Source organism: Streptomyces sp. NPDC043870 (genome assembly GCF_056435785.1).
In genome coordinates this window covers 385,932-400,144 of record NZ_JBWKDT010000001.1, presented here as the reverse complement: position 1 = coordinate 400,144, position 14,213 = coordinate 385,932, and the positions used below count along the sequence as shown (strand labels likewise).

Annotated in this window: 10 protein-coding genes; 2 read left to right on the top strand and 8 right to left on the bottom strand. The window is 72.7% G+C overall.

All coding sequences use genetic code 11. The features are described 5' to 3' along the window. Positions 1-173: 173 nt before the first annotated feature. The 5 genes from AC0699_RS01845 to AC0699_RS01825 all read right to left on the bottom strand — a co-directional run bounded on the left by AC0699_RS01845 (position 174) and on the right by AC0699_RS01825 (position 8,967). The gene (locus AC0699_RS01845; protein ID WP_478654393.1) at positions 174-1,481 is read right to left on the bottom strand and encodes a M1 family metallopeptidase; all 1,308 of its coding nucleotides are present in this window, start codon (positions 1,479-1,481) and stop codon (positions 174-176) included. A 76-nt stretch (positions 1,482-1,557) separates the two neighbouring features. Then, complete coding sequence (locus tag AC0699_RS01840) at positions 1,558-5,646, bottom strand: Pls/PosA family non-ribosomal peptide synthetase (protein WP_478654391.1); 4,089 nt, start codon at positions 5,644-5,646, stop codon at positions 1,558-1,560. A 300-nt stretch (positions 5,647-5,946) separates the two neighbouring features. Then, positions 5,947-7,173, bottom strand: coding sequence for a CaiB/BaiF CoA transferase family protein (locus AC0699_RS01835; RefSeq protein WP_478654389.1), 1,227 nt, complete (start codon positions 7,171-7,173; stop codon positions 5,947-5,949). Positions 7,174-7,255: 82 nt separating this feature from the next. After that, the gene (locus AC0699_RS01830; protein WP_478654386.1) at positions 7,256-8,032 is read right to left on the bottom strand and encodes an ABC transporter permease; all 777 of its coding nucleotides are present in this window, start codon (positions 8,030-8,032) and stop codon (positions 7,256-7,258) included. Next, positions 8,029-8,967, bottom strand: a complete 939-nt coding sequence (locus tag AC0699_RS01825; protein WP_478654383.1) for an ATP-binding cassette domain-containing protein — start codon at positions 8,965-8,967, stop codon at positions 8,029-8,031. Before AC0699_RS01825 ends, AC0699_RS01830 begins: the two co-directional genes overlap by 4 nt. 64 nt (positions 8,968-9,031) lie before the next feature. On the opposite strand from AC0699_RS01825, the gene AC0699_RS01820 reads away from it, so the two are divergent. Beyond that, positions 9,032-9,739, top strand: coding sequence for a TetR/AcrR family transcriptional regulator (locus AC0699_RS01820; RefSeq protein WP_478654381.1), 708 nt, complete (start codon positions 9,032-9,034; stop codon positions 9,737-9,739). A gap of 173 nt (positions 9,740-9,912) precedes the next feature. Here the strand turns inward: AC0699_RS01820 and AC0699_RS01815 are convergent, their stop codons facing one another. The 3 genes from AC0699_RS01815 to hmgA are packed head-to-tail and all read right to left on the bottom strand — an operon-like array spanning position 9,913 to position 13,211. Further along, a complete protein-coding gene (locus AC0699_RS01815) occupies positions 9,913-11,100 on the bottom strand; it encodes a type ISP restriction/modification enzyme (protein WP_478654625.1) in 1,188 nt (395 codons plus the stop codon). A gap of 8 nt (positions 11,101-11,108) precedes the next feature. After that, positions 11,109-11,858, bottom strand: coding sequence for a GntR family transcriptional regulator (locus tag AC0699_RS01810; RefSeq protein WP_478654379.1), 750 nt, complete (start codon positions 11,856-11,858; stop codon positions 11,109-11,111). Positions 11,859-11,882: 24 nt separating this feature from the next. Further along, a complete protein-coding gene (hmgA, locus tag AC0699_RS01805) occupies positions 11,883-13,211 on the bottom strand; it encodes a homogentisate 1,2-dioxygenase (RefSeq protein WP_478654377.1) in 1,329 nt (442 codons plus the stop codon). A 256-nt stretch (positions 13,212-13,467) separates the two neighbouring features. Between hmgA and AC0699_RS01800 the strand changes: the two genes are divergently transcribed. Next, on the top strand, positions 13,468-14,076 hold the full coding sequence (locus AC0699_RS01800) for a TetR/AcrR family transcriptional regulator (protein WP_478654374.1): 609 nt from the start codon (positions 13,468-13,470) through the stop codon (positions 14,074-14,076). The last annotated feature ends 137 nt before the right edge of the window (positions 14,077-14,213 follow it).

Below are 14,213 nucleotides of genomic sequence, written 5' to 3'. Positions count from 1 at the left end.
GGCACGCGTGACCGTTCACGCGCACCCGTCCCCTTCTCACCGGCCCGGTTCCAAGGCCCGACCACCCCTGCCCCGCCCCGTTCTTGAGTCCCTGAACCTGAAGTACGGGGCTCAAGACTCCGTACCGAAGCACGGGGCACACGACTCCGTACGCCCAGGGCTCCCCACCCGGGTCAGCGGCGTTGCTGAGGCAGGGCCGGAAGCTTCGTCTCGTACAGCCACATCGTGAACAGCTTGTCCAGCGGCCGCGTGGAGTGCTGCCGGGCGAGCGCGATGAACTCCTCCGTCGTCACCACACCGTGCCGGTGGGTCGCGGTCCACTCCCGCAGCAGCCCCACGAAGGCCGCGTGCCCGATCTCCGTGCGCAGCGCGTGCAGAGTGAGCGCGCCACGCTCGTAGACCCGGTCGTCGAACAGGCGCCGCAACCCCGGGTCGGCGATCCGGACATCCTGCCGCATCAGCGCGAGCCGGGCCCGGGACCTGGCCGCCATGGCCGTCGCCGACGGGCCGCCGGACATCTCGGACCACAGCCACTCGGCGTACTTCGCGAAGCCCTCGTTGAGCCAGATGTGCCGCCAGTCCGCGACGGTCAGGCTGTTGCCGAACCACTGGTGTGCCAGCTCGTGCGCGACGAGCCGCTCGCTGCCGCGCCGGCCGTCGACATGGTTGGCACCGAAGATCGAAAGGCCCTGTGCCTCGACGGGCACATCCAGCTCCTCGTCGACGACCACGACCGCGTAGTCGTCGAAGGGGTAGGGCCCGAAGAGGTCCTGGAAGACCGTCATCATCTGGGGCTGGCGTGCGAAGTCGTGCTCGAAGCGGCCCAGCAGTGCGCGCGGCACGGCGGCCGGCTGCGGCACCGCCCCCGCGTGCGGCACGTCGACCAGCTCGTACGGACCGATCTGGACGGTCGCCAGATAGGTCGCCATCGGCGCGGGCTGCTCGTACACCCAGGTCGTCGTGGAGGCGCTGATCGTACGGGAGGTGAGGGCGCCGTTGGCGATCACGGTGTACGGCGTGGGGGCGGTCACCGCGATCCGGTAGGCGGCCTTGTCGTCGGGCCGGTCGTTGCACGGGAACCAGGATCTGGAGCCGTGCGGCTGCGAGGCCACCAGGGCGCCCTCGTGCAGCTGCTCCCAGCCGATGTCGCCCCACTCCCGGGTGCGAACGGCATGCGGGATGCCGCTGTACCGCACCTCGACGGTGAAGCCGGCGCCGGCGCGGAGCGGCCGGGCCGGCCGTATCCGCAGCTTGTCCCCGCGGTGCGTGTAGCGGGCCGGGCGGCCGCCGTCCACCAGCACCTTTCCCAGGCGGAACTGCCCGAGGTCGAGGGTGACCTCGGGCAGCGCACGCTCGGCGACGGCGGTGATCCTGGCCCGCCCGGAGAGCCGGCCGGTGTGCGGCAGGTAGTCCAGTTCCAGGTCGTACTCCGTCGTCCGATAGCCGCTGTCACCGTGCTGCGGCAGGTAGGAATCGGTCACCCTCGTGCGTCCTCCGGTCTTGCCCTGTGCTGTGCCCGTGCTGAGCTGTGCCCGCGCTGTGCGGTTGCGGCTGGGCTCACTTCTTCCAAACCGCGATGGGGTTGCCCAGCCACCGGGTGTCCGCGGGCACCCTCTCCCCGCGCATCACCAGCGACGCCGGCCCGACCGCGGCCCGGTCCCCGAGCACCGCGCCGGGCAGCACGATGCCGTGTGGACCGAGTGTCGCACCCGCTCCGAGGACGACATTGTCCATGCGCATGATCCGGTCGTGGAAGAGGTGGGTCTGCACCACGCAGCCACGATTGACGCTGACACCGCGGCCGATGGTGACGAGGTCGGCCTCCGGGAGCCAGTACGTCTCGCACCAGGCGCCGCGGCCGATGCGGGCACCGAGGCCGCGCAGCCACAGGCTCATCAGCGGCGTACCGGCGGTCGCGCCGACCAGCCACGGCACGGCGAGCACCTCCACAAAGGTGTCGGCGAGCTCGTTGCGCCATACGAAGGACGACCACAGCGGGTGCTCGACCGCCTTGAACCGGCCGACCAGCAGCCACTTCATCGCGATGGCGACCAGGCACGCCACCAGGCCCGCGGCCGCCAGCAGCACGCCGCCGCTCAGCACCGCGACCGCGAAACCGAAGCGGCCGGCCAGCAGATCGAAGGCCGCGAGCGCGAGCACGGCGAGCGCCACCGCACACATGACCGGCACGATCCGGCACAGCTCGACGCACGCACGCGCCCACTTCAGCCGCTGCGGCGGGGCGAAGGTGCGGCTCTGCTCGCTCTCCTCCGTCGCCCGGGGCAGCTTCATCGGCGGCATGCCGAGATACGAGGAGCCCGCCTTCGCCCGCTTCGGGGCCGCCGACAGCACACCGACAAGGCCGCGCTTGGGCACGCGTCGGCCCGCGGCCGTCATCCCGGAGTTGCCGAGGAAGGCACGCTTGCCGACGCGTGCCTCGGCGATGTGGAGCCAGCCGCCGCCCAGCTCGTACGAGGCCACCATCGTGTCGTCGGCGAGGAACGCCCCGTCGCCGACCGTGGTCATGGCGGGCAGCGCGAGAACGGTCGACGCCTCGACCCCGCGCCCGATCTTCATGCCGAGGGCCCTCAGCCACACCGGCGTGAAGAGGCTCGCGTACAGCGGGAAGAGATGCACGCGTGCCATGTCCATCAGCCGCTCGGTCGCCCATGCCTGCCAGGCGACCCGGCCGTGGACCGGGTGGTAGCCCTCGCGCAGCCCGACGGAGAGTGCGCGCACCCCGACGAGGATCAGCAGCGCGTACGTGATCATGGCGGCGGCCGTCGCGAACGGTACGGCCGTCAGCGCCGCCACCACGGCCTCGCCGAGGCCGGTACGGCCACCCACGAAGGAGCCGATCACCAGCAGACCCGGCAGCGCCGCGAGTGCGGGCAGCAGTCCGAGGAGCAGCGAGGTCACCGTGTACACCACGGTCCAGCGGCGCCGGCGCACGGGGCGGCCCTCAGTGAGGCGGCGATTCGCCTTGCCCTTGCGCGAGGCGGGGACGCCCGACCAGCGCTCGCCGGACGGGACCGTGCCCGTCACACCCGAGCCGGGGGCGATCTCGGCCCGCTTGCCGACCCGTGCGCCGGGGAAGAGGGTGCTGCGGGCGCCGACGGTTGCGCCGGCCCCGATCCGTACGGTGCCGATGTGCAGCCGGTCGCCGTCCAGCCAGTGACCGGACAGATCCACCTCGGGCTCGACGGCGGCTCCCTTGCCGAGCCGCAGCATGCCGGTCACCGGCGGCAGGGCGTGCAGATCGACGTCCTCGCCGATCTGCACGCCGAGTGCCCGGGCGTAGTACGTGAGCCAGGAGCCGGCGAGGCCGGTAGCGCCGCTCAGCTCGGCGAGCCGCTCGGCGGTCCACAGCCGCAGATGGGTGCGTCCGCCGCGGGGGTAGGTGCCGGGACGCACCCCACGCAGCAGCAGTCGTGCCCCGCCCGCCGCGATCACGATCCGCCCGGGCGGGCTGACGACGAGCAGCCAGCCGAGCGCGACCCACCACCACGAGACGGCGGGTGCCCAGGGCAGCCCGACGACGTTGTTGACGGCGGCGGCCACGACGCTCCACCGCAGTCCGGCGACAGTGAGCAGCGGCAGCATGAGCAGCATCTGCGTGACACCGGTGCGCAGGGCCACCGGCCGCACCGTGCGGACCTTCGCGCCGCCCGTGGAGGCGGCCTCCAGTGTCCGCGCGAGCGCGCCGAGCGTCGGGTTCTGGTAGATGTCGCCGACGGACCCGGTGGCGAACCGCTCCCGGATCCGCGACACCAGCTGCGCCGCGGCGAGGCTGCCACCGCCGTTGGCGAAGAAGTCCGCGTCCGGTCCGGTGACGGGCGTCCCGAGGAGTTCGGCCCACTGCTCGGCGAGCCATGCCTCGGTCTCGCTGAAGCCGGCATCGCCGCCGGCGGTGTCCGGTCCGCTGCCCGGCAGCGGCCAGGGCAGCGCATCGCGGTCCACCTTGCCGGACGTCCGGGTCGGCAGATCGTCCACGACGGCGATGACGGGCACGAGCGCGGCGGGCAGCTCCTTGCGGAGCCGGGCCGTGGCATCGGCCACGTCGAACTCGATGCCGGACTCCGCGCCCGACTCGGTGCCGGACTCCGTGCCTGACCCGGTGCCGGACTCGGTGCCCGACTGCGTGCCTGACCCGGTGCCGGACTCGGTGCCCGACTGCATGCCTGACCCGGTGCCGGGCTCCGCGCCCGACTCCGTGCCGGCCCGCGGGCCGGCGGCCGCGTCCTCGACGGCTTCGGCGTCGGACGACGTCTCGGCGCCGCGGCTCGGCACCACGTAGCCCACCAGCAGCTGGTGCCCCGCGCCCGTCGTGCGGACCGCCGCAGCCGCGCCCGCGACGCCCGGCAGGGCCTGGAGCGCCGCGTCGATCTCGCCCAGCTCGATACGGCGGCCGCCGAGCTTGATCTGTTCGTCCGCGCGGCCGACGAAGAGCAGGCCCTCCGCCTCCGCGCGGACCAGGTCGCCGCTGCGGTAGGCGCGGTCCCAGCCCAGCGCGGGCAGCGGTGCGTACTTCTCGGCGTCCTTGGCCGCGTCCAGGTACCTCGCGAGGCCGACGCCTCCGATCACGAGCTCACCGGTCTCGCCCAGCGCCACGATCTCGCCCCGGGCGTCCACGACCGCGAGCTCCCAGCCGTCCAGCGGCAGCCCGATCCGTACCGGCCCTTCGCCGGTCAGCGGGGCGGCGCAGGCGACGACGGTCGCTTCGGTGGGGCCGTAGGTGTTCCAGACCTCACGCCCGGGGACGGCCATGCGTTCGGCCAGCTCGGGCGGGCAGGCCTCGCCGCCGAAGATCAGCAGCCGTACGTCGTCGAGTGCCTCGGCGGGCCAGAGCGCGGCAAGTGTGGGGACCGTCGAGACGACGGTGATGCGCTGTTCGACGAGCCAGGGGCCGAGGTCGAGGCCGGTGCGTACGAGGGAGCGGGGGGCGGGCACCAGGCAGGCGCCGTGCCGCCAGGCCAGCCACATCTCCTCGCAGGAGGCGTCGAAGGCGACGGAGAGCCCCGCGAGCACACGGTCGCCCGGGCCGAGCGGTGCGCCCGTCAGGAAGAGCCGCGCCTCGGCGTCGACGAAGGCGGCGGCGCTGCGGTGGCTGACGGCGACACCCTTGGGCTTCCCGGTGGAGCCGGAGGTGAAGATGATCCAGGCGTCGTCGTCCGGGCCGGGGCGGCGGCCGGTGGTGCCACCGGGGGCGCCGCTCGGGGCGATGCTCCGGTCCGCGCCCATGACGGCGCTGACCGCGGCCTCGGTGAAGACGAGTTCGGCACGCTCCTCGGGGTCCTCGGCGTCGACGGGGACGTAGGCGGCGCCGGCCGCGAGTACGGCGAGGATCGAGACGTACAGATCGGCGGTCCCGGACGGGACGCGGACGCCGACCCGGTCGCCGGTGCCGATTCCCGCCGCGGTGAGCCGCAGCCGCAGTGTCTCGACCTCGCTGAGGAGGGAGCGGTACGTGAGGGGCGTGGCGCCGTCGTCGACGGCGAGTGCCTCCGGGTGGCGGCGGGCGGTCTCGTCGAGGATGTCGAGGAGGGTTCGTTCGGCCGGGGTACTCCCGGCGGCGAAGAGAGCCGGCGCCGGTGCCTCGTCGAGCAGGGGGTCGAGGAGGGTCGGGGGCTCCGGGGCGACGGTCATACAGTGCGCCGATCGCCGGCCGGCTCTGCACAGGGCCCGTTCATACGCATCTCTCACTCTCCGTCGTCGTGGCGAGTGCGCTGCGAATCCATGTTCCGCGCACGGCAAACGAGGAGTTTATCCAGTGATCATTTGACTTGCCTGTTGTGCTCCACGGCGACGCAATGGCCCGGCGGCCGGGCCGACGGGCCCCGGAACGGGCATCGCTGCAGCTCACAGGCCTGGATCGCGGAACGTGACGCTGTCCCTACCGACCGGTGCCGGCCTGTCCCGCTGTGGTGAAGGGCACGCGCAAATCGGTCACTCAGGGCGTCCGTCGGGTGCGTGACCCGTCACGACCACCCCGTCCCGGTGGAGTTCGGCCCTCTGCTCGGGCGTCAGGCCCGCCTCGCGGAGCAGGGTGTCGGTGTGCTCGCCGAGGGCCGGGATCGCGCCCATGCGCGGCTCCGGACCACCGGGGAAGGTGATCGGCGGCAGCATCGCCCGCAGCGGACCCGTGGGCGAGGGCACATCGCGCCAGCGGGAGCGGGCAGCCAGCTGTGGATGGTCCGCCAGGTCCTCGACCGTGTTGAGGCGGGCGCAGGCGATGCCCGCCGCTTCCAGCCGGGCCACGGCCTGGGCCGCGTCCAGCCGGGCCAGCGCCCCGCCGACCGCGGCGTCCGTCCTCGCGCGGTTCGCGGTACGCGCCGTGTTCGTCGCGAAGTCCGGATCGGTGGCGAGGTCGGGGCGGCCCAGCACCTGCTCGGCCAGCCGCCGCCACTCCCGGTCGTTCTGCACCGACAGCAGTACCTGCCCGCCGTCCGCCGTCGGATACGCGTCGTAGGGCGCGATGACGGCGTGCGCCACGCCCGTGCGTGCCGGCGCCGAGCCCCCGTGCATCCCGTGGTGCAGCGGATGCCCCATCCACTCGGCGAGCGACTCCAGCATCGAGATCTCCACCGGCCCGCCGCGCCCCGTGGTGCCCCGGCGCAGCAGCGCCGCCAGCACGCCGGAGAACGCGTACATCGCCGCCGCGACATCCGCCGCCGGGATGCCCGCCTTCACCGGCTGCTCCGGCGTGCCGGTCACGGACACCAGCCCCGCCTCGCACTGGACGAGCATGTCGTAGGCGCGCTTGGGGGCGTACGGGCCGTCCGCGCCGTATCCGGAGATGTCCACCGCGATCAGCCGGGGGTGCGCGGCGCACAGGGTGGCCGCGTCCAGGCCGAGCCGGGCAGCCGCGCCCTGGGCGAGGTTCTGCACGAACACGTCGGCGTCCGCGATGAGCCTGCGGACCACCTCGATCCCCCGTGAATCCTTGAGATCGACGGCGAGGGACTCCTTGCCGCGGTTGCACCAGACGAAGTGCGAGGCGAGCCCCTGGGCCGCGGTGTCGTAGCCCCGGGCGAAGTCTCCGCCGTCCGGGCGCTCGACCTTGATGACGCGGGCCCCGAGGTCGGCGAGCTGCCGGGTGGCGAAGGGGCCCGAAACGGCCTGTTCGACGGCGACGACCGTGACGCCGTCGAGGGGCAGTGGCTGTTGGCTCATGACAGCCGTACCTATCGTGTACGGCGCACCTTTGTCACCCTCCGGTCTGCCGGCCCCTGCCCGGCCTCCGGCTGGTCTCCGGTCAGTTGCGGGTGTACCGGCGGACCGCCGCGGGTGCGCACACCACGATGAGCAGGACCGACCAGGCCACGGCTCCGGCGACCGGATGGGCGACCGGCCAGGCGGCGTCAGCCGGTGCCGCCGCGTTGCCGAAGAGGTCCCGTACCGCCGTCGTCACCGCGCTGATCGGGTTCCACTCCGCGAGCGTACGCAGCCAGGACGGCAGATTGTCCGTCGGGATGTACGCGTTCGACAGCAGCGGCAGCATGAAGGTCGCGCTGCCCAGCTGGCCCGCCGCCTCCTCGCTCCGCGAGGCGAGACCGAGGAGGATGCCCACCCAGGTCGTGGCGAAGCGGAACAGCAACAGCACTCCGAAGGCGCCGAGCGCCTCCGTCGCGGAGCCCTCGATCCGCCAGCCCATCGCGAGCCCGACGAGCAGCAGCGGCACGAGCCCCACGGCCGTCGTCAGCAGATCGGCCGCCGCCTGGCCGAGCGGCACCGCGGCGCGGCTCATGGGCAGGGTGCGGAAGCGGTCCATCACACCCCGGTGCGAGTCCTGGGCCGCGGTGAACATCCCGGTCATGATGCCGTTCGCGGCGGTCGCCACCAGCAGGCCCGGCACCAGGAACGCCCGGTACTCCTCGCCCGGCATCGCGAGCGCGCTGCCGAAGACGTATCCGAAGAACAGCAGGAACACGACCGGCATGGTCTGCGTCATGACGACCATGGCCGGGGCGTGCCGGATCCGCTGCAGATGGCGCCCGAGTACGGCCGTTCCGTCGTGGACGAGTGCGCTCATACGGCAAGCTCCTTGCGGTCGGTGAGGCGGAGGAACACCTGGTCGAGGGTCGGCGGGCGCAGTGCGGCATCGACGATCAGCACCCCGGCCGCGTCCAGTTCGCGGACCAGACGGGGCAGAGTGAGGGTCATGTCGCCGCAGACCGCGCCGACGGAGCGCCGTTCCGCGTCCAGGACGGGCTCGGAGCCCGTCAGTTGGTCGAGTACGCAGGCGGCGGCATGCAGCCCCGACGGGTGGGCGACGACGACTTCGGCATAGCTCCCGATCATCGCCTTGAGCTCGCCCGGCGTGCCGCGGTGCGCGGCCCGGCCCTCGTCGATCAGCACGATGTCGTCGGCCAGCCGGTCGGCCTCGTCCAGGTACTGCGTGGTCAGCAGCACGGTCGTGCCGTCCTGGGCCAACTCCCGCACGGCGTCCCAGATTCCGCTCCTGCTGTGCGGATCGAGCCCGGTCGTCGGCTCGTCGAGGAAGAGCACCGCGGGCGGTACGAGCAGGCTCGCGGCGAGATCGAGCCGGCGCCGCATGCCGCCCGACCAGGTCCGCGCGGGGCGGCCCGCGGCCTCCGTCAGGCCGAAGCGCTCCAGCAGCTCGTCCGCCCGGGACCGGGGCGCACGCAGCAGCTTCGCGAACAGCCGCAGATTCTCGGCGCCGGTCAGGTCGCCGTCGACCGAGGCGTACTGCCCCGTGACGCCGATCCGCCGGCGCACGCCCGCGGGGTCGCGCACCAGGTCGTGCCCCGCCACCCGGGCACGGCCGGCGTCCGGCGCGAGGAGTGTGGTCAGCACGCGTACGGCCGTCGTCTTTCCCGCGCCGTTCGGCCCCAGCACTCCGCAGACCCTGCCCTCCGGTACGGCGAGATCCAGCCCGCGCAGGGCGTGCACCTCGCCGAACCGCTTCTCCAGCCCTTCACTAAGTACAGCGTACGTAGTTGTCATGCAGCCGACCATACCTCACTACGTACGGCGTACGTAACTAAGATGGTGGGCGAGGTGATGATCGATGGCGGGCCGAGCGGCCGAACCCGAAGTGATCTGGGCGCGCCCCGAGCGCACGGGCCGCGGCCCGAAACCGGCGTACACGCGCGGCGACATCGCGTCGGCCGCGGTCCGGATCGCCGACACCGACGGCATCGACGCGGTCTCCATGCGCCGCATCGCCGGTGAGCTGGGCTGCGGCACGATGTCGCTCTACAACTACGTACCGCGCAAGGAAGACCTGTACGAGCTGATGATCGACATGGTCAGCGGCGAGTACGAACTCGACGCCCCGACCGGCGACTGGCGTGCGGACATGCTCGCGCTCGGCCGCCAGACCCGGGCGATCATGCACCGCCACCCGTGGCTGGCCCGGCTGATGTCCACCGTCTACGGATACAGCCCCAACGCCCTGCGCTATCTGGAGCACTGCCTCGGCTGCCTGGACGGCCTCGACGCGCCGTACGGCACCAAGATGGAGCTGATCGCGATGGTCAACGGCACGGTCATGTGCACCGTCGCCAATGAACTGGCCATCGCCGAGCGGAGCCGTTCCCTGCCCTGGTCCGAGGAGCAGGAACAGGCCGTCCGGGGCGCGTACCTGTTCGACGCGGTGGCTACCGGGGCCTACCCGCGCCTGGCGGCGCTGCTCGCCGAGGGCGGCGCGCCCCCCGACGCGGACGAGCGTTTCGACCGCGTCCTCACCCGCGTGCTCGACTCCTTCGCCCCCTAGGCCGTGTTTGAGAACTCCCGCCTGGCCCGCGACGCCTGGCACGCACACTCGCTGCGTTGTCGGAGTCATCCAAGTACGTCCAGTACGAGGATGATCCTCCGCCTTGCGATTGCACGCACCAGACGCCTCGAGCCCCGCCCTGCGGGCGGACGGCGCTAGTTCTCAAACACGGCCTAGAGGAGCGCGAACTGGCCCTCGGGCCCCTCCTCCTGATGGTCCAGTACGGACGCGGGGCGCCGGGCCGCGCCGTCCACCGGCAGCACCCCCGCTGCACGCAGTTCCTCGTCCGGCAGCGGCTTCTGCGCCGCCCAGTCCTGCGCCGCCCAGTTCTTTCGTTCCGCGGCCAGTTCGCCCAGCAGCGCGAGCACCGTGATCAGCTCCAGCAGCTCCGAGGTCCACTCCTGCGGCCACCCGGCGGGCCGGATCGCCTCCAGCGTGCCGGGCTCCGGCTCGGCCGTCCGCCGCTCGAACCAGTGCTCCAGCACCCGCACACCGCCCACCTGGAAGTCCCAGGCCTCCGACGGCACCGGCGCGATCCGCCCCGCGTCGAGGAACAGAGCCTCCTCCTCGCGGTCGTACGACAGAGTCCCCGGCCGGGCCGGAATCGCGGCCCGCACATAGGGCCGCCGCCCGCCGGGCAGCCTGGGCCGGTCACCGCCGCGGGCGCCGCGCAGCTGAATCCCGACGACCCGCCGCCCCAGCTCCACTCCGCGGGCCCACACGAGCGGATCGGCGGTCAGGGGCACCTCGCAGCCCCGCGGCGTCGCCCGTCCGGCGGCAGCGGCCCAGGCCAGCACGTCCTCGGCGGTCACCGGGTGCCCGTACCGCGCCTGGAGCAGCGGCAGCAGTCCCGGCGCGAGATTCGGATCACGCCCGCCGGGTCTGCGGTACAGCGGGCGTATGCGACCCGGGCGGCCGGCGGGGGAGCGCCCCTCCGGCAGAACGGCCGACACCAGCAGCGCAGGGCCATCCGCCGCCGGCACGTACCCCTGCTCCACGGCGAACAGCTGATGCCCGTCGGCGACGCGCCACAGCTCGGGCCGTGCGACGTCGATCAGCCGGTGGTCGGGGATCAGCCACTGCTCGTCGAAGGGTCCGTGCGCGATCCGTACCGGCTGTGGGCAGGGCCCGTACTCCCGTGCGAACCGTGAGGTGCCGGCGGTCTGCCCCGGCAGGGCGGCGACCGAACTGCCCAGGCTCCGCGCCCGTGTCTCACGGAACAGGGCCGCCCGCTCCGCGCCCCCGGCCGCGACCACCGCATCCCACCGGGCCCGCAGGGTCCGCACGCCGGGCGCGACCACCCAGCTCCGCCCCAGCCGCATCGGCCCGGTGGACCAGGGCATCAGGTCGTCCAGCAGCATGGCGGCGATCACTCCGCCTCGACGGTCACCGAGAACGAGAAACGGTCCCCCCGGTACCGGATCCGCGCCACGTCGACCACCCGCCCCTCCTCGTCGTACGTCACTCCGGTGTAGTGGAGGATCGGCGACAGCAGGGGCACCTGAAGCAGCTCTGCCGTCTCCGGGTCGGCGAGCCGGGCCTCCACCGTGTCCGTGATGCGGCTGATCCGTACCCCTACCACATCGCGCAACACCTTTGTCATCGGCCAGCGTTCCAGGTCCGCGACCTCGAGGCCCGTCGCGATGTCCGGCCGTACCGCGTTCTCCGCCCAGTTGGTCGGTTCGCCGGTCTCGCCGTCGCACCGCAGCCGCCGGTACGTCACGACCTCGTCGGCGCCCGGGAAGAACTCGGCGAGATCACCCGGGACGGCCCCCGGCCCATGCCCGAGGATCGTCGTACGCTCGCCCGACTGCTGGGCCACGATCGCGTCGATCGAGCCCAGCAGCCGCCTCGGTGCGCTCCGCCGCGCCCCCGGCTCGATGAAGGTGCCGCGCCGCCGGTGCCGGCTGATCAGGCCTTCCGCTTCCAGCTCCTTGAGCGCCTGTCGCATGGTCAGCACGCTCACGCCGTAGTGCTCGGCGAGCTGCTCCTCCGTGGGCAGCCGCAGCGGATCGTGCGGCCGGCGGCCGAGTATGGAGGCGCGGAGCGACTGCGAGACCTGATACCAGAGCGGCAGCTTTCGGTTCAGGACGAGCGAGTCGGGGGCGAAGGCGGTCACGGCAACTCCGTATCAGATCCGGCATCAGGACCGGAAGTGGCGCTCCAGACCCTGCCACACGCTGTCGTACCCCTTCTGCAGGTGGTCCGCGTTCGCGGCCTGAGCGGTCGCGGTCACCGGCCAGCGGGTCTCGAACATGAACGCAAGCCCGTCGTCGATCTTCTGCGGCTTCAGCTCCGCGGCGCTCGCCCGGTCGAAGGTCTCCCGGTCGGGTCCGTGCGCCGACATCATGTTGTGCAGCGATCCGCCGCCCGGGACGAAACCGCCCTTTCCGGCCGTCTTGGCGTCGTACGCGCCCTCGATGAGGCCCATGTACTCGCTCATCACATTGCGGTGGAAGTACGGCGGCCGGAAGGTGTCCTCGCCGACCAGCCAGCGCGGGGCGAAGACCACGAAGTCCACACCCGCCAGTCCCGGGGTGTCGCTCGGCGACGTCAGCACGGTGAAGATCGACGGATCGGGGTGGTCGTAGGAGATGCTCCCGATGACATTGAAGGTCCGCAGGTCGTAGACGTACGGCAGATGGTTGCCGTGCCAGGCGACGACGTCCAGCGGTGAGTGGTCGTACGTGGCGGCCCAGAGGTTGCCGCAGAACTTGTTGACGACGTCGACCGGGCCCTCGACGTCCTCGTACGCGGCAGCGGGCGCCCGGAAGTCCCGCGCGTTGGCGAGCCCGTTCGCGCCGATCGGACCCAGGTCGGGCAGGACGAAGGGCTGCCCGTAGTTCTCGCACACATAGCCGCGGGCGGTCTCGTCCAGCAGTTCGACGCGGAACCGCACCCCGCGCGGGATCAGCGCCACCTCGCCCGGCCGGGCGGCGAGCAGGCCCAGCTCGGTGCGCAGCAGGAGTCCGCCCCGCTCGGGCACGATCAGCAGCTCGCCGTCCGCGTCGCTGAACACGCGCCGCTCCATGGAGGCGTTGGCGTGGTAGAGGTGCACGGCCATGCCGGCGCGCTGGGTGGCGTCCCCGTTGCCGCCGAGGGTCCACAGACCGGCCAGCCAGTCCGTGCCGGGCGCGGGCTCCGGCAGCGGGTTCCAGCGGAGCCGGTTGGGGTCGGGCACCGTCTCGGTGAAGGGTGCGCTGCGCAGCCCGCCGTTGTCGACGCGGACGAACGGGGGATGCGCGGCCGACGGCCGGATCCGGTACAGCCAGGTGCGCCTGTTCCGGGCGCGCGGCTCGGTGAACGCGGAGCCGCTCAGCTGCTCCGCGTAGAGCCCGAGCGGGGCCCGCTGAGGCGAGTTCCGCCCGTGCGGAAGTGCGCCCGGGACGGCTTCCGAGCTGTGTTCGTTGCCGAAGCCCGACAGGTACTCCAGCCCTTCGGCCGTCTTCCTCGCCTGCTCGTTGCCGTTCATCCGCACTCCCGATGCGTCCGGTCTCCTGTGGCTCGGTTCGCCGCCGGGGCGCTTCGGCGTCCGTCGACGGTCGACCGTGCTCGGCCACGCGTACCTCGCGGCCTCCGCGCGCTCTCCCTTTCGACAGCCGCGCGCCTCTGCGGCTCCCCGAGGAATCCTATGGTCGACAGTAGGATTGCGCGGCACTCCCCGTCAACGGCACACGTCGGCCACACAACGACACCCTCCGGCCACACCGGGGCGGCATGATGGAGCGATGCCCTCAGCGAACTCCCTCCGCCGTACGCCCGTGCAGCAGCGCAGCGCCGAGCGGCTGACCCGGATCCTCGACGCCTGCGCCGAACTCCTCGACGAGACCGGCTACGAGGAGCTGTCCACGCGCGCCGTCGCGGCTCGCGCCGAGGTGCCGATCGGCTCCGTCTACCGCTTCTTCGGCAACAAGCGGGCCATGGCCGACGCCCTCGCCGCACGCAATCTCGACCACTATGCCGGGCGGATCGCGGTGCGGATCGCCGAGCTGCCGGCCGGCGACTGGCGCGGCGCGGTGGACGCCGTACTCGACGAGTACCTCGCCATGAAGCGGACCGTCCCCGGCTTCGCGCTGATCGACTTCGGCTACCGGATCCCCCTCGCCGCGCCCGCCGAGAGCGTGAACCACGAGGTCGCCGACCGTCTCACCGGGCTGCTCGCCGGCCATCTGGGCCGCCGCGCCGACGACGCGCTGCGGCGCACCATCCTGATCGCGGTCGAGGCCGCGGACGCGCTGCTGCAACTCGCCTTCCGGGTCGAGCCCTCCGGTGACGCGGAGATCATCGCCGAGACCAGAGAGCTGCTGTACGCGTATCTCGCGCGGGTGCTGGACTGACCCGCTCCGGGTTTCCGGGCTCGATTCTCCTCCGGGCGCTCCGTCGCGCGCCGACGGCCGGTCGTGCCCGGTTCTGAAGGCACTCCCCAGTGCCCCTCCGGCTCGTTCGCCGCAGCCCCTCCCCGCCATGCGTACCG